This is a genomic window from Streptomyces sp. NPDC041940 (assembly GCF_055589465.1).
The window spans coordinates 26,034-45,955 of record NZ_JBVJBP010000022.1; the positions used below are offsets into that span (position 1 = coordinate 26,034).

The 19,922-nt window shown below is 72.7% G+C and carries 19 protein-coding genes and 6 tRNA genes; 9 read left to right on the forward strand and 16 right to left on the reverse strand.

Going from position 1 to position 19,922, the window contains the following annotated elements:
- Positions 1 to 490: 490 nt before the first annotated feature.
- Both ACZ6I3_RS30335 and ACZ6I3_RS30340 read right to left on the reverse strand, forming a co-directional pair.
- Positions 491 to 562 (reverse strand) — tRNA-Val (locus tag ACZ6I3_RS30335).
- A 78-nt stretch (positions 563 to 640) separates the two neighbouring features.
- Positions 641 to 1,099: a TIGR02611 family protein gene (locus ACZ6I3_RS30340; protein ID WP_469418926.1), complete on the reverse strand. Its 459-nt coding sequence runs from the start codon at positions 1,097 to 1,099 to the stop codon at positions 641 to 643.
- Between the two features lie 191 nt (positions 1,100 to 1,290).
- Here ACZ6I3_RS30340 and ACZ6I3_RS30345 point away from each other — a divergent pair, with 191 nt between their 5' ends.
- Both ACZ6I3_RS30345 and ACZ6I3_RS30350 read left to right on the forward strand, forming a co-directional pair.
- A complete protein-coding gene (locus ACZ6I3_RS30345; RefSeq protein WP_004002642.1) occupies positions 1,291 to 1,704 on the forward strand; it encodes an SsgA family sporulation/cell division regulator in 414 nt (137 codons plus the stop codon).
- A gap of 317 nt (positions 1,705 to 2,021) precedes the next feature.
- Entirely contained in the window at positions 2,022 to 2,582 is a 561-nt protein-coding gene (locus ACZ6I3_RS30350; RefSeq protein WP_469418928.1) for a CGNR zinc finger domain-containing protein, read from the forward strand.
- Positions 2,583 to 2,634: 52 nt separating this feature from the next.
- Here ACZ6I3_RS30350 and ACZ6I3_RS30355 read toward each other — a convergent pair whose 3' ends face one another.
- Positions 2,635 to 2,790 carry a hypothetical protein gene (locus ACZ6I3_RS30355; protein WP_382837751.1) on the reverse strand — a complete coding sequence of 52 codons (156 nt, stop codon included), beginning with the start codon at positions 2,788 to 2,790 and terminating at the stop codon, positions 2,635 to 2,637.
- 158 nt (positions 2,791 to 2,948) lie between these two features.
- The gene (locus ACZ6I3_RS30360) at positions 2,949 to 3,395 is read right to left on the reverse strand and encodes a hypothetical protein (RefSeq protein ID WP_469418929.1); all 447 of its coding nucleotides are present in this window, start codon (positions 3,393 to 3,395) and stop codon (positions 2,949 to 2,951) included.
- A gap of 163 nt (positions 3,396 to 3,558) precedes the next feature.
- Here ACZ6I3_RS30360 and ACZ6I3_RS30365 point away from each other — a divergent pair, with 163 nt between their 5' ends.
- The gene (locus ACZ6I3_RS30365) at positions 3,559 to 4,086 is read left to right on the forward strand and encodes a DsbA family protein (RefSeq protein WP_469418930.1); all 528 of its coding nucleotides are present in this window, start codon (positions 3,559 to 3,561) and stop codon (positions 4,084 to 4,086) included.
- A 19-nt stretch (positions 4,087 to 4,105) separates the two neighbouring features.
- Here the strand turns inward: ACZ6I3_RS30365 and ACZ6I3_RS30370 are convergent, their stop codons facing one another.
- The 3 genes from ACZ6I3_RS30370 to ACZ6I3_RS30380 are packed head-to-tail and all read right to left on the reverse strand — an operon-like array spanning position 4,106 to position 6,845.
- Positions 4,106 to 4,930 (reverse strand): GNAT family N-acetyltransferase, encoded by an 825-nt coding sequence (locus ACZ6I3_RS30370; RefSeq protein WP_469418931.1) that lies wholly within the window; start codon positions 4,928 to 4,930, stop codon positions 4,106 to 4,108.
- 53 nt (positions 4,931 to 4,983) lie between these two features.
- Entirely contained in the window at positions 4,984 to 5,805 is an 822-nt protein-coding gene (locus ACZ6I3_RS30375; RefSeq protein WP_469418932.1) for an aminotransferase class IV, read from the reverse strand.
- Positions 5,802 to 6,845, reverse strand: a complete 1,044-nt coding sequence (locus ACZ6I3_RS30380; protein ID WP_469418933.1) for a chorismate-binding protein — start codon at positions 6,843 to 6,845, stop codon at positions 5,802 to 5,804. The genes ACZ6I3_RS30375 and ACZ6I3_RS30380 overlap by 4 nt, the downstream gene beginning before the upstream one ends.
- A 177-nt stretch (positions 6,846 to 7,022) precedes the next feature.
- Here ACZ6I3_RS30380 and ACZ6I3_RS30385 point away from each other — a divergent pair.
- The 5 genes from ACZ6I3_RS30385 (at position 7,023) to ACZ6I3_RS30405 (ending at position 7,492) form a co-directional block, all read left to right on the forward strand.
- Positions 7,023 to 7,095, forward strand: a tRNA-Gly gene (locus tag ACZ6I3_RS30385).
- Positions 7,096 to 7,132: 37 nt separating this feature from the next.
- Positions 7,133 to 7,206, forward strand: a tRNA-Cys gene (locus ACZ6I3_RS30390).
- A 1-nt stretch (position 7,207) separates the two neighbouring features.
- Positions 7,208 to 7,279, forward strand: a tRNA-Val gene (locus ACZ6I3_RS30395).
- 26 nt (positions 7,280 to 7,305) lie between these two features.
- A tRNA-Val gene (locus ACZ6I3_RS30400) sits at positions 7,306 to 7,377 on the forward strand.
- A gap of 43 nt (positions 7,378 to 7,420) precedes the next feature.
- Positions 7,421 to 7,492, forward strand: a tRNA-Val gene (locus ACZ6I3_RS30405).
- Positions 7,493 to 7,551: 59 nt separating this feature from the next.
- On the opposite strand, the gene ACZ6I3_RS30410 is transcribed toward ACZ6I3_RS30405, so the two are convergent.
- The 4 genes from ACZ6I3_RS30410 to ACZ6I3_RS30425 all read right to left on the reverse strand — a co-directional run bounded on the left by ACZ6I3_RS30410 (position 7,552) and on the right by ACZ6I3_RS30425 (position 9,846).
- A complete protein-coding gene (locus ACZ6I3_RS30410; RefSeq protein ID WP_193480248.1) occupies positions 7,552 to 7,851 on the reverse strand; it encodes a TFIIB-type zinc ribbon-containing protein in 300 nt (99 codons plus the stop codon).
- A 79-nt stretch (positions 7,852 to 7,930) separates the two neighbouring features.
- The gene (locus ACZ6I3_RS30415) at positions 7,931 to 8,866 is read right to left on the reverse strand and encodes a phosphotransferase family protein (RefSeq protein WP_469418935.1); all 936 of its coding nucleotides are present in this window, start codon (positions 8,864 to 8,866) and stop codon (positions 7,931 to 7,933) included.
- Positions 8,867 to 9,175: 309 nt separating this feature from the next.
- A complete protein-coding gene (locus ACZ6I3_RS30420) occupies positions 9,176 to 9,373 on the reverse strand; it encodes a hypothetical protein (RefSeq protein WP_469418936.1) in 198 nt (65 codons plus the stop codon).
- A gap of 233 nt (positions 9,374 to 9,606) precedes the next feature.
- Entirely contained in the window at positions 9,607 to 9,846 is a 240-nt protein-coding gene (locus ACZ6I3_RS30425; RefSeq protein ID WP_229873124.1) for a hypothetical protein, read from the reverse strand.
- 195 nt (positions 9,847 to 10,041) lie between these two features.
- On the opposite strand from ACZ6I3_RS30425, the gene ACZ6I3_RS30430 reads away from it, so the two are divergent.
- A complete protein-coding gene (locus tag ACZ6I3_RS30430; protein ID WP_469418937.1) occupies positions 10,042 to 11,511 on the forward strand; it encodes a serine/threonine-protein kinase in 1,470 nt (489 codons plus the stop codon).
- A 43-nt stretch (positions 11,512 to 11,554) separates the two neighbouring features.
- On the opposite strand, the gene ACZ6I3_RS30435 is transcribed toward ACZ6I3_RS30430, so the two are convergent.
- The 5 genes from ACZ6I3_RS30435 to ACZ6I3_RS30455 form a co-directional block, all read right to left on the reverse strand.
- The gene (locus ACZ6I3_RS30435; protein WP_469418939.1) at positions 11,555 to 12,373 is read right to left on the reverse strand and encodes a TrmH family RNA methyltransferase; all 819 of its coding nucleotides are present in this window, start codon (positions 12,371 to 12,373) and stop codon (positions 11,555 to 11,557) included.
- 64 nt (positions 12,374 to 12,437) lie between these two features.
- The gene (cobA, locus tag ACZ6I3_RS30440) at positions 12,438 to 13,679 is read right to left on the reverse strand and encodes a uroporphyrinogen-III C-methyltransferase (protein ID WP_469418940.1); all 1,242 of its coding nucleotides are present in this window, start codon (positions 13,677 to 13,679) and stop codon (positions 12,438 to 12,440) included.
- A 117-nt stretch (positions 13,680 to 13,796) separates the two neighbouring features.
- Positions 13,797 to 17,525, reverse strand: a complete 3,729-nt coding sequence (cobT, locus tag ACZ6I3_RS30445; RefSeq protein ID WP_469418942.1) for a nicotinate-nucleotide--dimethylbenzimidazole phosphoribosyltransferase — start codon at positions 17,523 to 17,525, stop codon at positions 13,797 to 13,799.
- A 367-nt stretch (positions 17,526 to 17,892) separates the two neighbouring features.
- Positions 17,893 to 19,113, reverse strand: a complete 1,221-nt coding sequence (gene cbiE / locus ACZ6I3_RS30450) for a precorrin-6y C5,15-methyltransferase (decarboxylating) subunit CbiE (RefSeq protein WP_469418943.1) — start codon at positions 19,111 to 19,113, stop codon at positions 17,893 to 17,895.
- A 136-nt stretch (positions 19,114 to 19,249) separates the two neighbouring features.
- Entirely contained in the window at positions 19,250 to 19,882 is a 633-nt protein-coding gene (locus ACZ6I3_RS30455) for a GNAT family N-acetyltransferase (protein ID WP_469418945.1), read from the reverse strand.
- Positions 19,883 to 19,922 lie beyond the last annotated feature (40 nt).

Consider the following 19,922-nt stretch of genomic DNA (forward strand, 5'->3'; position numbering starts at 1 on the left):
GGGGCGAGAGACGGCGCGACCGACGCCCCGGGGGCGCGGGCGCCGCAGCTCGACGGCCCGGGGGCGGGGGCGCCACAGCCCGACGACCTGGTGGCCACAGGCGGCACGGACCGACGACCCGGGGGCACAGGCGCCGCAGCTCGACGGCCCGGGGACGCGGGCGCCACGGCCCGGCGGCGCGGGGCCAGAGACAGCACGACCGACGACCCGGGGGCCACAGGCGGCACGGACCGACAACCCGGGGACACGGGCGCCACAGCCCGACGACCCGGGACCACAGGCCGCGCGGATCAACGACCCGGGGACGCGGGCGGCACAGGCGGCTCGGCCGGACGGCACGGGGGCTCGGACAGCACGCGGCCGGGCAAGCCCGGGCGGGCGTGCTCCTGCGGGGCACCCTCGGGCACATCGCGCTCAGCCGTCGAACCCTCGCACCCGCCCACAACGAAGCGGCCCACCTGCTCAATCGCAGGTGGGCCGTTGATCCGGGTGGGCGATACTGGGTTCGAACCAGTGACCTCTTCGGTGTGAACGAAGCGCTCTCCCACTGAGCTAATCGCCCGGACGCAGGAAGAACATTACCCCATGTCAGGGGGTGCCTGTGACCAGCGCGAGACCGACACCGGCACCCCGGCGCGACTCACTGGTCCTTGATCTTCCACGGCATGACTATGCCGAACTTCCACACGTAGATACCGACCAGTACGGCCACGATCACCAGCCCGACGGTCGTCAGGATGATGTTCCGCCGCCGCACCTTGGGGTCCAGGGCACGCTGCGCCGCCTCGGTGACCTTCCGCTTGGTCCAGCGGAGCACCAGCTGGGCCCACACGAACTCGGTCGCCCAGATCGCCATGCCGCCGAAAATCACGACCCAGCCCGGCCCCGGCAGGGGCAGCATGATGATGCCGGCCACGACGACCGCGAGCCCGATGATGAAAACCCCGACCTGCCAGCTCACGTGCAGCGCCCGGCGCGCTTTGATGAATTCCGGCGCCCGCGAGCCAAGCCCCTGCTCTTGCTCGCTGCGCACCCCGTCCGTCCCGGTCTCGTCCGATGCCACGGCCACCTCGCCCGGCTCGTTACTCCCCGTATTCATACGGCCAAACACTACCCGAGCGAAACCAGTCACCGGAATGGACGCACGACGCGAACGATCTCTCGGCCGGAAGAGTTACGTAAAGGCACGCAAAACACTCAGAGGGGTTTACAACGGCACCGTAGGTGGCATGTCGATTTCGCCGACGTGCGAATCCCCGAGCGCACACTGAGCGAAAGGCCCTGGCGCTTATGAACACCACGGTCAGCTGCGAGCTGCACCTGCGCCTCGTTGTGTCGAGCGAGTCCTCCCTGCCTGTCCCCGCAGGCCTGCGGTACGACACGGCCGACCCCTACGCCGTGCACGCCACCTTCCACACCGGAGCCGAGGAGACCGTCGAGTGGGTGTTCGCCCGCGACCTCCTCGCCGAGGGACTTCATCGCCCTACCGGCACCGGCGACGTCCGCGTCTGGCCGTCGCGCAGTCACGGCCAGGGCGTCGTGTGCATCGCCCTGAGCTCACCGGAGGGCGAGGCCCTGCTCGAGGCCCCGGCACGGGCCCTGGAGTCCTTCCTGAAGCGGACCGACGCCGCCGTGCCGCCCGGCACGGAGCACCGGCACTTCGACCTCGATCAGGAGCTCTCGCACATCCTGGCGGAAAGCTAGGGCGAGGCCCTCACAAGGCCGCCCGGCGCCGTCGACTCGGGGAGACGGCTCGGGCTCGGACAACCGCATACGGGATACACCGGCGCCGGCACCGCGGATCACGCGGAGTCGGCGCCGGTTCATGCACGCCGGCGGGGGGATACGGGAGGTGACGGGAGCGCTCGTCGTCACTGTCGGTAGGCGGGAACCATGGCGGGCCCGGCGGCGTTCTCATCGAAGCCATGTGCGGGCATGAGGGCGGTCCGGTGGATGCGGAGCCATTACCATCGGCCAGCATCGGCGGGCGCCTGCCCGACCCCCAGGCCAGGGAGCGAATCGTGCTGATCACCCACGACACCCGGTGCGCCCTCGACACCGTGGTCGATCTGGTGAACACCGCACCGGAGGACGACACGGCGGCGGACGGGCTGCCGGACGTGGCGACGCTCACGGATTTCGTGGGCAACCACGAGATCAGCGACGTCGGCGCGCTCTCGGAGTTCGACCTTTCCGCGGTGCGGAAGATCCGCGGCCGGTTCGCCGCCGTCTTCGCCGCCCCCGACGCCCGGGCCGCCGCCGGACTGATCAACGAGCTGGTCGCGGCCGCCGGCACCACTCCCCGGCTCACGGACCACGACGGCTACGACTGGCATGTGCACTACTTCGCACCGGGTGCCTCCGTCGCCGACCACCTGGCGGCCGACTGCGGGATGGCACTGGCGTTCTTCGTGGTCGCCGGGGAGCAGGAGCGGCTGCGGCGGTGCGAGGCGCCCGACTGCCGCCGTGCCTTCGTCGATCTCTCCCGCAACCGCTCCCGGCGGTACTGCGACAGCCGCACCTGCGGTAACCGCCTGCACGTGGCCGCGTACCGGGCGCGCCGCAGGGAGGCCGCGGGCTGATATCGATGCCGACGCGGCCCCGGCGGGTGGCGCCGGGTACCGCGGGTACGGCTCACAGCATCAGCAGATCGTGCAACGAGGCCATGAGCAGCAGACACCCGATCACCGCAAGGAAGATCATCAGCGGTGGCTGGGAAAGGGCGAAGAGACAACCACGGGGCTCGTCCTGCGGCGGCGCGGGGTCGCTCTGTCTCGTCGTGTCCAGCATCTCGCGGCGATGATGACGCAGCCGCCCCACCAGGCGCGATCAGCGCCCTCGTTCCGTCCGAGGGTGCGCCGATTGCGTGAGGTCCGGTTCAGGTTGTGATCACTTCCGCGCGTCCTCGGCCTCACTGTGACGATTCAGTCCGGCGCGGGGGCCGGCCGTCATATGCCGTGCTTCTTGAGGATGGCCTCGATGTCGCTGAAGTCGTCCTCTCCCCGGGACGCCGCCGCGGGCCGGGACGCCGGGCGGGAGCCCTGCCCGCCCTGTCCCAGGGAGGGCGCCGACGCCGCCGGGGCCACCGCCTCGGTCCGGTCCGCCGCGCGGGCGGCTCTGCGCTCCTTGCGGGTGCCGCCGCGGCGGCGCTCCACGACGCGGGTGGTCGCGAACAGCGCCCACGCGAGGCCCAGCACCCCGAAGCCCGCCCAGGCGGTCGGGCTGAACGCGGTGTCGGCCAGCCATTCGACGACTCCCGTCATGACCAGGCCGATCGGCACGAGCGAGTACGCCGCGATACGGGCCGCCGCGAGGAAACGCTTGCGGTACGCCGTGATGGCCGCAATGCCCAGGCCTGCCGCGGACACGGCGGAGCAGACGGTCTCGGCAATCATCCGGTCCTCCAGGCGTGGCGCGGTCGGGCAGGGGCACTTCGTCCCTTCCATCCTGCACCCGCCGCACCCCGGCGGGCCATGGATCGCCCCTACATCAGGGAGATCTCCGGGTCGCCTCCTCCGCAGGTGCCGGCGCAGATGTACGGGCTGGAAGACTGTCGGCATGAGCGACTCCACCCCTGCCCCGTCCACCGCCCCCGTCCTCGAGATCTGGTGCGACCTCCAGTGCCCGGACTGCCGCACCGCGCTGGACGACCTCCGATCGCTGCGCGCCCGCTACGGCGATCGTCTGGAGCTGCGGCTGCGGCACTTCCCCCTGGAGAAGAACAAGCACGCCTTCGCCGCCGCCCAGGCCGCTGAGGAGGCGTGGGAGCAGGGCCGGGGATGGCCGTACGCCGAGGCCCTGCTGGGACGGGTGGAGGAGCTGGCCCGTAAGGGAGAACCCTTCCTGGTCGAATTGGCCGGGGAACTGGGCCTGGACGCCGAGGAGTTCGACACCGCGCTGATCGACGGCCGGCACATCCTGATCGTGGACGCCGACCAGGCCGAGGGCAAGGCGATCGGCGTGACCGGCACCCCGACCTACGTCATCGACGGCGAGCGGCTCGACGGCGGCAAGAGCCAGGAGGGGCTGCGCGAGCGGATCGAGGAGATCGCGGACCGGCTGCTGGCCGGGCAGGAGCAGGGCTGACCCGGCCCCCGCCGGACCCCTACAAGAGCGGCTTGTACATGGCGTATCGCCGGTTCTCGTAGCCGAGGGACGCGTAGAGCCGTTCGGCCGGGGTGTTGCCGGTGAAGACGTTGAGGCCGATGGTCCGCCTGCCCTCGGCGATCGTCTGGGCCTCGCCCAGCAGCATGAGGGTGCGGCCGTGTCCTTTCCCCCGGTGGGCGGCGTGGATCTCGACGTCGAAGACGAAGGAGTCGTTCTCGCGCACCGCCAGCCACAGCGCGCCCACCGCTGTCCCCTGGTGTTCCAGCACGCTGATGAGCGTGCCGGTGGTGGTGAGGCCGTCGGGCAGCAGGGTGGCGTGGTCCCGCTCGGACTTGGCCCGGGCCTCGGCCTCCGGCACGCCCCGCTGGATCCAGCTCCGCGCGTAGTCCTCCTTGCCCTGCTCCAGCCAGGGGCCGAACTCCGCCTCGGTCATGGGCCGGCCCCGGCTGCCCGCGGGCAGTTCCGGCGGGGTGTCACCGAGCGGCTTCTCCATGCCGCGGTTGCGCACGACGTAGCCGAGCGCGGTGGCGAGCCGGAGCGCCGCCTCGGCGTCGGCGGGCACCGTCGCCTCGATGCGCCGGCACCCCCAGCCGCGCGCCACCTCCTCGGCGGCGAGCGCGGCCACCGTGCCCCGGCCGCGTCTGCGGTCCGGTTCCTCGATGCGCAGCTTCATGATCCGGGCCACCGCGTCGCCGAACACGGGATGCGTGCCGAGGTGTATCGCTCCTACGGGACGGCTGTTCACACACACCTGGAAGCGGCGTGAGCGCGTCCCGTCGGCGTTCTGCTGAAGCGGCTCGGTCGGCCGCAGGGTCGTGGTCATCAGGGGTGTTCTACCCGCAACCAGGCCCCGGTTCAGCCGAATAAGGGGGGCTGTCAGGGATCGAGGTCGTGCCCGGAGCGCTCGTCGAAGATCCGCATGGCCTTGGCGGTCACCGGGCCCGGCGCGCCCGGCAGCTCACGGTCGTCGACGCGGTGCACGGCCTGCACGTCCCGCAGCGTGGACGTCAGGAAGATCTCGTCGGCCCGCTCCAGCACATCCAGCGGCAGGTCGGTCTCCCGGGCGCCGGTCCATGCGATCGCCAACGCGCGCGTGATGCCCGCGAGGCAGCCCGAGGCGAGCGGCGGCGTGTGGATCTCGCCGTCGAGGACGACGAAGACGTTGGACCCGGTGCCCTCGCAGAGCCGGCCCACGGTGTTCCCGAACAGCGCCTCGGAGGCGTCCCGTTCGCGGGCTCGGGCCAGGGCCACGACGTTCTCGGCGTACGAGGTGGTCTTCAGGCCGGTGAGCGCGCCACGCTCGTTGCGGGTCCAGGGGACCGTGATCACGGCGGTGGAGTCGGGGCGGCGGCTGGTCGCGCCGAGGGCGACGACGAGCGTCGGACCGTGCTCGCCACGGTCGGAACCGAGCGGGCCGTGGCCGCCGGTGTAGGTGATCCGGAGGCGGCCGAGCGGCGCCGGGTTGGCCTCCAGGACGGCGGCACAGGCGCGGCGCACCTCGTCGTGGTCGGGGTCGGGCAGCCCGAGGCCGCGCGCCGAGCGGGTCAGCCGGTCGAGGTGCCGGGTGAGCGCGAACGGCCTGCCGTCCACGGCTTTCACCGTCTCGAAGATGCCGTCGCCCACGGTCAGCCCGTGGTCGAAGACGGAGACGCGGGCGGACTCGCTGTCCTGCAGCCCGCCGTCGAGCCAGATCTTCACGTCAGGTCCTCTCCATTCACCTCATACCCTCCCGACGCTATCGCGAGCAGCCGGGCGGCCTTCAGCTCGGTCTCCCGCCACTCCCCCTCGGGATCCGAGCCCCAGGTGATCCCCGCGCCGGTACCGAAACGCAGCACGCCGTCGGCCCGGTCGATCCAGAAGGTGCGGATGCCGACGGCCAGCTCACCGACCCGCCGGTCGGCGTCGACCCAGCCGATTCCGCCGCAGTACGGCCCCCGGGGCGCCGTCTCCAGCGCCTCGATGATCCGCAGGGCGCTCGACTTGGGCGCGCCGGTGACAGATCCGGGGGGAAAGGCTGCCCCGAGCAGCTCGGCCCAGCCGGCCCCCTCCCCCAGCTCACCGCGGACGGTCGACACGAGATGGACCAGCCCCGGGTGCTTCTCGACGGCACACAGATCGGGCACCGTCACACTGCCCGTGGCACAGACCCGCCCGATGTCGTTGCGGACCAGGTCCACGATCATCACGTTCTCGGCGTAGTCCTTCTCCAGCAGGTCCGCCTCGGTGCGGCCGGTGCCCTTGATGGGCCCGGACTCGACGACCCGTCCGTCGCGCCGCAGGAACAGTTCGGGTGACGCGGTGGCGATCTCCACACCGTGCCCGGGCAAGCGGATCGTTCCCGCGTACGGCGCCGGGTTGCCGCGGGCCAGCAGCGCGGTGAGGGCGTCCACGTCGGCGCCGGGCGCGACGGGCGCGGACAGCACCCGGCACAGATTCGCCTGGTAGACCTCGCCGGCCGCGATGTGCTCGCGGATCCGCCGTACGGCTGCCGTGTACGCGGCGTGGTCGAGGGAGGACGTCCAGTGGTCCGCCGCCGGCGCGCGCCATGCGCCGGGCACGGGAGCGGGCACGGGCTGCTCCCGTACGTCCCTGAAGCGGGCGCAGGTCAGACGGCCCTCGAAGTCGGCGCAGACGGCCCAGAAGCCGCTGGAGTCCAGGGCTTCGGGATCGTCGGTGACGTCGAGGAGCCCGGTGGCGACGCGGTCGCCGAAGCGGGCCAGGGGAGGGAGGTCGGACACACAGTCGAGTCTATGGCGGTGTCCTGGGGGTGACCGGGGGATGTCCCTTCCGAGGCCCCGCGACATCCCTGAGCAGGGGAAGCGCAGCACGCTGCACAAACGCGTTTTTGTGCTGGCCCCGGAATCCGCTAGAGTTCAACACGTCGCCGGGCCGCGAGAGCGAACCGGAAACGACAAGCGGACGTAGCTCAGTTGGTAGAGCGCAACCTTGCCAAGGTTGAGGTCGCCAGTTCGAACCTGGTCGTCCGCTCGCAGGAACAGGGGACTTCCCGGCCCCCTGCACTCCTGGTGGAGTGGCCGAGAGGCGAGGCAACGGCCTGCAAAGCCGTCTACACGGGTTCAAATCCCGTCTCCACCTCCAAGGACGATTAGCTCAGCGGGAGAGCGCTTCCCTGACACGGAAGAGGTCACTGGTTCAATCCCAGTATCGTCCACTGGATCTGCTCCAAGATCCGAACCCGCGCGATTAGCTCAGCGGGAGAGCGCTTCCCTGACACGGAAGAGGTCACTGGTTCAATCCCAGTATCGCGCACGCAGTGCCCATGATCCGCCGCACTCAGCGGTCATGGTCCCGAGGACGATTAGCTCAGCGGGAGAGCGCTTCCCTGACACGGAAGAGGTCACTGGTTCAATCCCAGTATCGTCCACACCACACAAGAGCCCCCGGCCGTTCGCGGCCGGGGGCTCTTGCCCTGTGGCGACTGTGTCACGACGAGAACAGCATGTGCCCGAAGCCCTTGTTGCGGTGGTGACCGTGGTGGCCGTGGCCGCCGTGATGACCGTGGCCGCCGTGCGGGGCGCCCCAGGCGGGAGCCGGAGGGGCGGGGTAGGCCTGCGGGGCGGGCGGGGGCGGCGGCGCGCCCTGGGACCACTGGGACTCCAGGCGGGTCAGCGACTCCAGCTCGCCGTAGTCGAGAAAGATTCCGCGGCAGCCGCTGCACTGCTCGATCTGGACACCGTTGCGGTTGTACGTGTGCATGGGCGCACGGCATTTCGGACACTGCATGGTGGTTCAACTCCTCGCCGGTCGGTCCTGCTTCGTGTCTCGCCAGGACAGACTCTGTCCCGCTGTGGTCGGTTGCACCCTACTTCGCGTGCTCCTGCGCCAACTGCGGCGGGAGGGCAGCCATTCGGTCACAGGCGTCCACGACCAACTGCTCGACCTCGTCCAGGTCACGGCCGGCCGCGGCCGCCTTGGCGACGGCCCGGGCCGCGGTCTGCGCGGTGAGGGCGCGAGCGGGGACGTCGAGAGCGGGCCAGGGGTCGCCGTCGGCGGGTACGGCCGGGCCGCCGGCCTCCCGGTAGGCGGCGAGGAACCGGGCCCATTCCTCGGGCAGGAGCAGTCCGCAGGCGTACCAGGCGGCGGGGCGGGCGAGATCCCAGGCCGGGACGCCGACACCGAGGTCGTCGACGTCTATCAGCAGCCAGGGACCCTCCGGGGCGGGGTGGCGTATGAGCTGGCCGAGGTGGAGGTCGCCGTGGCAGAGGGTGCGGGTGTGCGGCATCGGGGCCTCGGCACGGGCCCAGGCGGGGAGGGTGTCCCAGGCCCGCAGGACGGGGGCGGCCGCGGGATGCGGGCCGGCGTTCCGGAGCTTGTCGACGGCCCGGGCCGCCTTGGCGGGGCCTCGCATGAGGGGGAGGGCGTCGGGGGCGGGAGTGCGGTGGAGCCGGGCGAGGAGTGTGGCGGCCGCTTCCCAGGGCGCGGCGTCCGGTTCGTCCGGGTCCACGGGGGTTCCGTACGGCCAGAACGTCACGAGGCGGCCGTGCAGGTCGGCCGGGGCGGGAGTGAGCGGCGCCAGGAGGATCTCGGGGTGGCGGGTGGCCAGCGTGAGGCGGCTGGCCAGTTCGGTGGCGTCGGATTCCGGGGGGTGGGCCTTCGCGACGACGCCGGCGTGGCGGACGACCGTCGCGTCGTGGCCGTCCGCGAGGGTGGCTGCGCCGCAGGGGCAGGACGACGAGCGGGCATGGGCGGTTGCTCGGGCCTTGGCGGTCAGGTCGGCCAGGAGGGGGGCGGGGGTCACGGGGTGAGGGTACGGGGAGGTGGGGCACGGCCGTAGAGGGCTGTTGGCATCACGTGCTCGGCGTTGTTGCTGGGGGCGGGTGGGTGGCGCAGCCCGGCGTGGCGGGGGGACCCCATCGCCCACCCGTGCCGCACCCAGCGGCACGCATGCCCGCAGCTGGGGCAGCCAGGGCGGCTCGGGGAAAAGCAATGCCGGCGCAGCTCCCCAGCTGCGCCGGCATTTTTTGCCGTCCGCCGCACCCCCGTCCCCACGGGGTTTCATGGGTGGATGTCCCCGCCCGGACCGCTCTTCCGGGCCTGGGGTCGCTTCTCAGCGCCCCAGCATCTCTCCCACGGACGACGCCTGTGTGGCCACTGTCTCCCACCCGTCGAAGACGAGGAGGAGCAGGACCGCCAGGGGAAGGGCCATCAGCGTCGCCACCAGGGGGTGGCGGCGGCCCGTGCGGCGGGGCCGGAGCGCGATGCGCTCCCGCGTGCGGTCGAGCGTCCGCGGTGCCGTGTGGGCCATGGTCCCTCTCCTGACCGTTCAGTTGTCGTTTGGCAGCGGCGGGTGTCTGACCTCGGGGGACGAGTGCTACACCCGCCGCTTGACCTCAAATCTAGGCGTCCGGCCCTCCCCGGGCGTCATGCCCTCGTACCGATTGCCGGGCCTCCCGGAGGATGAGCCGCTCCCCGCGATGTACTCCCCTGGGTGGAGACGGAGAGGCAGGTCTCAGGGTCTTCCCCGAAGGGGTGCCCGGATCACCCTGCTTTGTCTGAGCTTTCCTCGCGCGGAACCGGCTGTTCCACCAGCGCCAGCACCCGGTTCGCCATGAAGCGGGCCGTACGCACGACTGCCCCACTTCGGGTGACTTCGCTCACTTCTACGACACCTCGGCGTACCGCAGTCTCCACCCTGCGGCCCGCCCTGCTCGCCACCACCTCATACGTGCGCGTCGTGTCACCGGCGTCCACGACTATCTCCACGCGGTCACCCTTCACGGGTCCAATCCCCCTTCTGTGGCAGGTGGTTGGGGTCGCCCCTCGCGCGAACACGGCCTGTTCGCACGCCCCCTGACCACACTTCAAGTCTCCCACCCACCACTGACAATCCATCGACCCGAGAGGGCGCGGCCTCTGCGCGTGGGCGGCCGTGGAAACGTAAGCTGTGGCTCGTCACAGGACCGGGCAGCGGGGATGAACATGGCGATGATGCGCCTGAGGCGCGAGGACCCGCGCGTCGTCGGCTCGTTCAGGCTTCACAGACGGCTCGGCGCGGGCGGGATGGGCGTGGTCTACCTGGGCTCCGACAAGAAGGGGCAACGGGTCGCGCTCAAGGTCATCCGCCCCGATCTGGCGGAGGATCAGGAGTTCCGCTCACGCTTCGCGCGCGAGGTCTCGGCGGCCCGGCGGATCCGCGGTGGCTGTACGGCCCGGCTCGTGGCCGCGGACCTGGACGCGGACCGGCCCTGGTTCGCCACACAGTACGTACCGGGCCCCTCCCTGCACGACAAGATCGCCGCCGAGGGGCCGCTCGGCGCCGCCGACGTAGCGGCCGTCGGGGCCGCCCTCTCGGAGGGCCTGGTCGCCGTGCACGAGGCCGGGGTCGTGCACCGGGACCTGAAGCCGTCCAACATCCTGCTGTCCCCGAAGGGGCCGCGGATCATCGACTTCGGCATCGCCTGGGCCACCGGCGCCTCGACGCTCACCCACGTCGGCACCGCGGTCGGCTCGCCGGGCTTCCTCGCACCGGAGCAGGTGCGCGGGGCAGCCGTGACACCGGCCACGGACGTGTTCTCGCTGGGGGCCACGCTCGCGTACTCCTCGATGGGCGACTCACCGTTCGGGCACGGCAGTTCCGAGGTGATGCTGTACCGCGTCGTGCACGAGGAGGCGCAGCTGCACGGCGTGCCCGACGCGCTGGCCCCACTCGTCCGGGCGTGCCTGGCGAAGGATCCGGAGGAGCGGCCGAGCACGCTCCAACTGTCGCTGCGGCTCAAGGAGATCGCGGCCCGGGAGGCGCAGGACCTCGCCGGGGTACGGCCGCCCGCGCCGCGCGGCGCGGAGACCGAGCGGCCGGTCGACACCTACCCCGACCGGGCCAGGCGTCCGCAGGGGCAGCAGGGTGCGGGGGCGGCCGGCGCGCAGCGGGGCCGGGGCACTCCCCCACCGCGGGGCTCCTCCCCTGCCCGGGACGGGGTTCCGTCCGCGGACGGTACGGCTTCGCAGGGCGGAGCGGGTGCCCGGGGCGGAGCGCGGCCTGCGGGAAGCGGGAACGGGAACCGGTCGGGGGGCGGCGCGAACCGCGGCAGGACTCCGGCGCGTGGCCGAGGCGCACCGGCGCGTTCCGGGGCGCGGCCGACGCCCACCGGGCGCAACGGAACCCGGTCGGGCAGCGGCAGCCGCCCCGCCCCGCACAGCGGTACCGGGCGTCCGCCCAGGACGGGAACCGGGCTGCGGCCCGCCAATCCGCGGTTGCTGCGGCAGCGGCTCTTCGTGTTCGTCGTGGTCACGCTGCTGGTGGCGATCGGCATCGCCCTGGTGCAGGGCTGTCAGGGCCCGGCGAGGGGTCTCGGCGGCGACGGAGGCGTACGGGAACAGCAGGTCCACCGTTCGCAGTCGCTGGACGGCGTACCCGCGCGGCCGGACGGTACGACGCGCGGCTGACGGGCCGGGACGGGGGTGCGGCCGGGGGCCTTGCCGAAGCCCCCTAGACCTGAGGACGACCGGTGGCCACGGCGTAGAAGGCCACGGCTGCCGCCGCGCCCACGTTGAGGGAGTCGACGCCGTGGGACATGGGGATGCGGACCCACTCGTCGGCGGCGACCAGGGCCTGGGTGGACAGGCCGTCGCCCTCGGCGCCGAGCATCAGGGCCACGCGGTCCATGGTGTGCGGGGCGGCCTCGTCGAGGGGCCGGGCCTTCTCGTCCGGGGTGAGGGCGAGCAGCGTGAAGCCGGCCTCGCGGACCGACTCCAGGCCCTTGGGCCAGGTGTCCAGACGGGCGTACGGGACGGAGAAGACCGCGCCCATGGAGACCTTCACGCTGCGGCGGTAGAGGGGGTCGGCGCAGTCCGGGGAGAGCAGGACCGCGTCCATGCCCAGGGCGGCGGCCGAGCGGAAGATCGCGCCGATGTTGGTGTGGTCGTTGACCGACTCCATGACGACGACGCGGCGGGTGGTTTTCAGGAGGTCGGCCGCCGTGGGCAGGGGCTTGCGCTGCATGGAGGCGAGCGCGCCGCGGTGCACGTGGTAGCCGGTGACCTGCTCGGCCAGCTCCGGGCTGACCGCGTAGACGGGGGCCGGAAGCTCGTCGATGACGTCGCGCATGACGTCGACCCACTTGGCCGAGAGCAGCATGGACCGCATCTCGTAGCCCGCTTCCTTGGCCCTTCTGATGACCTTCTCGCCCTCGGCGATGAACAGGCCCTCGGCGGGTTCGCGCTTGCGGCGCAGTTCCACGTCGGTCAGGCCGGTGTAGTCGGAGAGGCGCGGGTCGTCGGGATCCTCGACGGTGATGAGATCGGCCACAGGGTGATACTGCCTTGTCCTGGGTGCGGTGCCAACGGCTCGGTACGGTTTGGGTTACCCGGGGTTACTCGTGGGGCGCCGCGGCCGTGGGGCCGACCTTCACGACCTCGCCGATGACGATGACCGCCGGGGGCTTCACGTCCTCGGCCCGTACTCTCTCCGCGACCGTCGCGAGGGTGGCGTCGACCCGGCGCTGAGCGGCCGTGGTGCCCTCCTGGACGAGGGCGACGGGGGTGTCGGCCGGCTTTCCGTGCGCGACGAGCGTCTCGGCGATCTTTCCGATCTTGTCGACGCCCATGAGGATCACCAGCGTGCCGGTCAGCCGGGCCAGGGACGGCCAGTCGACCAGGGACCGCTCGTCGTCGGGCGCGACATGGCCGCTGACCACGGTGAACTCATGGGCGACGCCGCGGTGGGTGACCGGGATGCCGGCCGCGCTCGGGACCGAGATGGAGCTGGAGATCCCGGGGACGACGGTGCACGGGATGCCGACCTCGGCGAGGGCCTGGAGTTCCTCCATGCCGCGGCCGAAGACGTACGGGTCGCCGCCCTTGAGGCGGACGACCGACTTGCCCTGCTTCGCGTGCTCGATCAGCGCGCTGTTGATGGCCTCCTGGGCCATGAAGCGCCCGTAGGGGATCTTCGCCGCGTCGATCACCTCGACGTGGGGCGGGAGTTCGGCGAGGAGGTCGCGCGGGCCGAGGCGGTCCGCGATGACGACGTCCGCCTCGGCGAGCAGACGACGGCCGCGGACCGTGATCAGGTCCGGGTCGCCGGGGCCGCCGCCGACCAGGGCGACCCCGGGTGTACGGGTGCGGTGGTGCGGGGCGACGAGCGTGCCGTCGCGCAGGCCCTCCACGACCGCGTCGCGGATGGCGGCGGTGTGGCGGGGGTCGCGGCCCTTGGCGTCCGTGGTCAGGACGGCGACCGTGACGCCCTCGCTGTGGCCGGTGGCCGGAGTCCAGGCCGTCGCCTCGTCGGCGTCGTCGGAACGGACGCACCAGACGCGGCGGCTCTCCGCTTCGGCGGAGGCGCGGGTGTTCGCCTCCGTGTCACCGGTGGCGATGAGGGCGTACCAGGCGTTCTCGAGGTCGCCTTCCTCGTAGCGGCGCCGCTGCCAGGTGATCTCGCCGGCGTCCGCCATGGCTTCGACGGAGGGGGTGGCGCTGGGGGACACGAGGAAGATGTCCGCACCTGCCGCGATCAGCGCCGGGAGGCGGCGCTGGGCGACCTGGCCGCCGCCGAGAACGACCACGCGGCGGCCGGTGAGGCGGAGGCCTACGGGGTAGGCGGGGTGTTCGGCCATGGGGGTGCGGCTCCTGTAGACGGCGGTGCGGTAGCCCTGACGTGCGGATTTTAATGGGCAGGAGTGGGGACGGCTCCGGTGGTCCAGTGGCTGGGCACCGGAGCCGGCCCTCGGCACCTACTTCTCAGTGACTCCCGCCGAGTCGAACGTCGCCACCTCGTGCATCGCCCGGGCCGTGCTCTGCACCAGCGGCAGGGCCAGGAGGGCGCCCGTGCCCTCGCCCAGGCGCAGGTCGAGGTCGACCAAGGGGCGCAGGCCCAGCTTGTTGAGGGCCGCGACATGGCCCGGCTCGGCGCTGCGGTGACCGGCGATGCAGGCGGCCAGGACCTCGGGGGCGATGGCGCGGGCCACCAGGGCGGCGGCACCGGCGCTGACGCCGTCCAGGATCACCGGCGTACGCAGGGAGGCGCCGCCGAGGAGGAGGCCGACGATGGCTGCGTGCTCGAAGCCGCCGATCGCGGCGAGCACGCCGATCGGGTCGGCCGGGTCCGGCTGGTGGAGTTCCAGCGCGCGGCGGACGACCTCGGTCTTGCGGGCGAGGGTCTCGTCGTTGATGCCGGTGCCCCGGCCCGTGACCTCGGCCGGTTCGGCACCCGTGAAGACGGAGATCAGGGCGGCGGACGCGGTCGTGTTGGCGATGCCCATCTCGCCGGTGAGCAGGGCCTTGTTGCCGGCGGCGACCAGGTCGCGGGCGGTCTCGATACCGACCTCGATGGCCTGCTTGGCCTCCTCGCGGGTCATCGCGGGCCCGGTGGTCAGGTCGGACGTACCGGCCCGGACCTTGCGGGGCAGCAGTCCCGGGGTGGCCGGGAGGTCGGCGGCGACGCCCACGTCGACGATGCAGACCTCGGCGCCCACCTGGGTGGCGAAGGCGTTGCAGACGGCGCCGCCGCCGAGGAAGTTGGCCACCATCTGGGCCGTGACCTCCTGCGGCCAGGGGGTCACCCCCTGCGCGTGCACGCCGTGGTCACCGGCGAAGATCGCGACGGCCGCGGGCTCCGGGATGGGCGGCGGGCACTGGCGGGACAGGCCGGACAGCTGCGCGGAGATGATCTCCAGCATGCCCAGCGCACCGGCCGGCTTGGTCATACGCTTCTGGCGCTCCCACGCCTCGCCGAGCGCCTTGGCGTCCAGCGGGCGGATCTGCGCGACGGTCTCGGCGAGCAGGTCGTGCGGTTCCTCTCCGGGCAGTGCGCGGCGGCCGTACGTCTCCTCGTGCACGACCCAGGACAGCGGGCGGCGCTTGGACCAGCCCGCCTGCAACAGCTCGGGCTCGTCCGGGAACTCGTCGACGTAACCGACGCACAGATAGGCGATGACTTCGAGGTGCTCGGGCAGGCCGAGGGCGCGGACCATCTCACGCTCGTCGAAGAAGCTGACCCAGCCGACGCCGAGGCCTTCGGCGCGGGCGGCGAGCCAGAGGTTCTCCACGGCCAGGGCGGCCGAGTACGGCGCCATCTGGGGCTGGGTGTGACGGCCGAGGGTGTGGCGGCCGCCGCGGGTCGGGTCGGCGGTGACGACGATGTTCACCGGGGTGTCGAGGATGGCCTCGATCTTCAGTTCCTTGAACTGCTTCGCCCGGCCCTTGGGGAGGGACTTCGCGTACGCCTCACGCTGGCGCATGGCCAGTTCGTGCATCGCGCGCCGGGTGTCGGCGGAGCGGATGACGACGAAGTCCCAGGGCTGCGAGTGGCCGACGGAGGGCGCGTGGTGGGCGGCCTCCAGGACACGGAGCAGCACCTCGTGCGGGATCGGGTCGCTGCGGAAGCCGTTGCGGATGTCGCGGCGTTCACGCATGACCTTCAGTACGGCCTCGCGCTCGGCGGCGTCGTACGCGGGGGCGGCGGGGCCGGTGGACTGTCGTGCCTCTGCCACTGCGGCCGTGCTTTCTTCGTCGTGACGTGCCTGGTCGGCCAAGTCTTCCTGGTCGGCGGCCCGGGTGTCCAGGTCGTCGGCGTTCTGGACGAGTTCGGCGTCGCCGTCACGGGGTGCGGGGACGGCGGCGACGGGGGCCGGCCGCTCCGGCTCCTCGGGCTGTACCGGCTGGGGGGCGGCGGGCTGCGACTGCTGCGGGCCCTGGATCGGCTGCATGCTCTGCTCGTCCGTCTGCTCGTCCGCCTTCTCGTCCGCGATCGGCTCGGGGAGTACGACGGTGACGTCCTCGGCGGGTGCCGGGGGGACGTCCACGGTCTCGGGCTCGGGGGTCACCGGCTCGGGGGCGGGGTCGGGAGTGACTTCCTCGGCCGCGGGGGCGGGGTCGGGAGTGACCTCCTCGGCCGCGGGGGCCGGGTCGGGAGCGACTTCCTCGGCCACGGGGGCGGGCTGGGGTGCTTCGACCACGGGGGCGGGCTCGGGAGCCACTTCCTCAGCCACGAGGGCAGGCTCGGGTGCCTCGACCACGGGGGCGGGCTCGGGAGCCACTTCCTCAGCCACGAGGGCAGGCTCGGGTGCCTCGACCACGGGGGCGGGCTCGGGAGCCACTTCCTCAGCCACGAGGGCGGGCTCCGTTACCTCGGGGGCCTGGGGCGGTGCGGGGGCCTCGGCGGGCGCGTCGGGCACGGGTGCCTCGGTGACCTGGGCAGGAACCGGGGCGGGCTGAACCGGTGCGGCTGGTGCCTCCGGTGCGTCGGCGGCCGGGGCAGGGGGCACCGGGGCCGGCGCTTCAGGGGTGGGAGTGGCGAGCTGTGGAGACGTCGCCTCGGGGGCAGGAGCGGGGGCGGCCTGCGGGGCGATCGGCTCGGCGACCGGCGCGGGGATCTCGCCGCCGAGGGCCTCCGGCTCCTGTGCGACGGCCTCGGGGGCGGTCGCGTCCGGGCCGGGTGCGGCAGGCTCGGGGCCGACGGCCTCGGCCGGCTCCTGCGCCACCGCCTCGGGCGCTTCGGCGGAAGCCTCGGGCGCGGTCGCAGCCTCCGGGACCGGGACCGCTTCCGGGGCCGGGGCGGCCTCAGCGACCGGCAGGGGCTCAGCAACGGGAGAAGAGACGACGTCCTGCTCCCCGACAGCCGCCGGAACCTGATCGCCGGCATCGGCGGAGTCTGCGGAGTCGCCGAAGGCAACCGGCGCGGATGCCTCGGGAGAACCAGCGGCAAGCACCGGCGCACCGCCCTGAGCGGAAACGTCCACGACCGGCACCTCCCCCGGAACCGGTTCAGGCGCGGAAACGGCCTCAGCCACCTGCACGGGCTGCACGGGCTGCTCGGACTGCGCGTGCTGCTCGGCAGGGACGTTCTGCTCCGCCTCCGTCGCCACACTGGTCGCGACGGCCGCGGGCATCGGCTGCGATTCCGGAACAACCGTTTCCGCAGGGGCCGCCCCGGCGCTGACCGGGGCCTGGTGGGTGACCTGCGCGTCCCAGGGCGCCGCCGGGGACGAGGGCATCTCCGGGGCGCGCGGGGCGTCGAGGTACTCGGGTCCTGCCGGCGACGGCGCGGGCTGGCGCAGCGGCGCGTGTGCCGGGCCGCGGTCGGCGAGGGAGCGGACCGGGCTGGCGGAGCTGTCGGGCAGCGGCGGGCCGAGGTGCAGCGGGCGGCGCGGAGTGATGGGCGGGATCGGCGGAGGATCGGGCAGCCGGACGCCGCCGAGGTCGACCGAGCCGCTGTCGCGGCCGGAGATCTCGTGCGGGCCCGGCTCGTGCACGGTCTCGGCGACCGGCTCCGGCGCGGGCGGGGCGACCTCGTTGCCCCAGGCGCCCTGGGAGCCCGGCAACAGCAGCAGGTCGTCGTCCTCGGCGGTGGTCTCGGGTTCGGAGAGGTAGGTGTACGAACCGTGCGCGGGGGCGCCCGGCTGCTCCACCATGCCTGCGTTCTCCGGCAGTCCCTCGCCCGGGACCTGGCCGGTGTCGGTCATGCGTACCCCTCGCCCATCGGTTAGTGCTCCTACGACCAGCTCGCCCGGGACGGCGCACCGACCGCCCCGCTGTGAAGAACGAGCGTGCGTCCCCAGCGGCACGAGCGGCCCGCCCCAAAAAGGCGACAAAGCCATTCACTGGCATTGTCGCGGCCGTGCCACCCTCGCGGCAGCTTGATCCGCGACGGTTCCGCTGTGGACTGCGCCACGTTGCGCGTCCTCCGGTTCTGCAGTACCACACACACCCCAAAACGGGCGGGTTTTCCGGACATTGACCGACGAAGTGCCGGGCGCCCGCGTGCGGTGCAACGATCGGCCAGCCTACCGCGCGCAGTACGACAACCCGATCACGGGGACGTTGGCGGGATCAGGCGCTGCGCCTCGGCAGCACGCCGCTGAGCAGGAACGCGACGCTCCGCTCCTTCTCCGTCCAGGCCCGGGTGTCGAGCTCGACGGACTGCAGCAGGGCGCACTCGACGCCGTAGCCGTGCTCCGTCAGGTCGCGGCCGATGAGTTCGGCGGCGTCGCGGGTGCCGGCGTGCGTGACGATGCGCTGCGGACGGCGGTCGGCGACCGCCGAGACGACCGCCGCTCCCCCGGCGCCGACGCGTACGACGTCCGGTTCGGGGAGGTTCTCCAGGATGTGCGGGGCGGTTCCGTGCACGATCTGGAGCTGGACACCGAGGCGGCGGGCGGTGGCGTCGGTGCGGGCGCAGGCGGCCCGGTCGCTGTCGACTGCGATGACGGCGGCGCCGGCGCGGGCGGCCTCGACGGCGAAGGCGCCGCTGCCGCAGCCGATGTCCCACACGAGGTCGCCGACGCGGGGTCCGAGGCGGGCGAGTTGGGAGGCGCGCAGCGGCTGGGTCTCGCCCTCGCCGAGGTGGGTGCCGTACGCCTCGGCGGGCAGGGACCAGCCTCGGGGCCCGGCGGACGGGTCGCGGCCGGCGATCCAGCCGCCGGTCTCCCCCGCGGTGCCGGGTCCGGCCGGGCCGCCGAGGACGATGACGACGTTGGGGTCGCGCCAGGCGTGGTCGGCGGCCCGGTCGGAGGAGACGATCGTGACGCGCTCACGTTCGGTGCCGAGTTCCTCGCAGATGACGAAGGAGCGGTGGACTCCTTCGAGGAGCAGGCCCAGTTCGGCCGGGCCGGCGCCGGGTGAGGTGAGGACGGCCACCTTGGTGTGGGCTCGGCACACGTTCACCGCGCGGCGCAGGGTGCGGCGGTGTGCGACGACCACCTGTGCGTCGTCCCAGGGCATGCCGGCGCGGGCGAAGGCGGCGGCGACGGAGGAGACGGCGGGGACGACCTCGACCTCAAGGCCGAACTCGGGGGCGCGCAGGGTCTTCACGACGCCGAAATAGCCGGGGTCGCCGTCGGCCAGCACGACGGCCGTGCCGCGGTGGCCGGCGATGCGGCGGGCGGCGAGGGCGACGCTGCCGAGGCGGATGCGCTCGGCGCGGGCGGGTACCTCGGGGAGAGCCAGGTGGTGGGCGGCACCCGCCACGAGCGTGGCGGCTCCCAGGGCGGCGCGTGCCGCGTCGGTCAGCGGCGAACCGTCCCAGCCGATCACCGTGACCCGGTCGGCCATCGTCGTCAGTCTCCAGAGGATGTCGCAGGTCGTCTGCGTGTCGTGTCGCGGGCGGCCCGTGGTCGGGCTTGGTGAGAGTACCCGGTGGAGCCGGTGGAGGGGACGGCGGTGCGCTCGCGCACGGTGGCCGTTCCGGTCAGTTCCAGTCGCCGAAGGAGGTGAGGCCGCCGGGCAGCCGGCCGCCGACGCCCTCCAGGTCCTCGGGGAGCAGGCTCCAGACGATGAAGTCGGTGCGTACGTCGGTCCACGTGCCGTCCTCGGCACGGCTGCGGGCTATACACGCGTTGCGCAGCACGCCCTCGCTGATACAGCCGATCTTCTGGGCGACCTGCTGGGAGGCGGTGTTGTCGGCCGCCGTGCGCAGTTCGATGCGTTCGAACTTCTGGTCCGAGAAGAGCCACCGGGCGGTGACGAGGGCGGCCTCGGAGGCGTAGCCCTCACCTCGGGCCCAGGGGGCGGTGATGTACGACAGTTCGGTGGAGCGTACGCGCCAGTTGGTCTTGCCGAGCTGGATGACACCGACCAGGCGCTGGGTGAGGAACTCGGTGACCGCGAAGTCGAGGCCGCGGCCCTCGGTGCGCTCGGCGGGGGCGTACTCGGTGATCCAGGTGCGGGCGCCGTCCTCCGTGAAGGGCTGCGGGACGGAGGTCCAGGCCGCCACCTGCTCGTCGTTCATCATCGCGGCCAGGGCGGCGACGTCGTCTTCGTCAAGGGGACGCAGCACCAACCGCTCCGTGCTGATGGAGACGTTGGGAAAGGTGCTCGTCATGCGCCGCTCCGTAACCTTCGGTGAACCTTCAGGGCCTGCT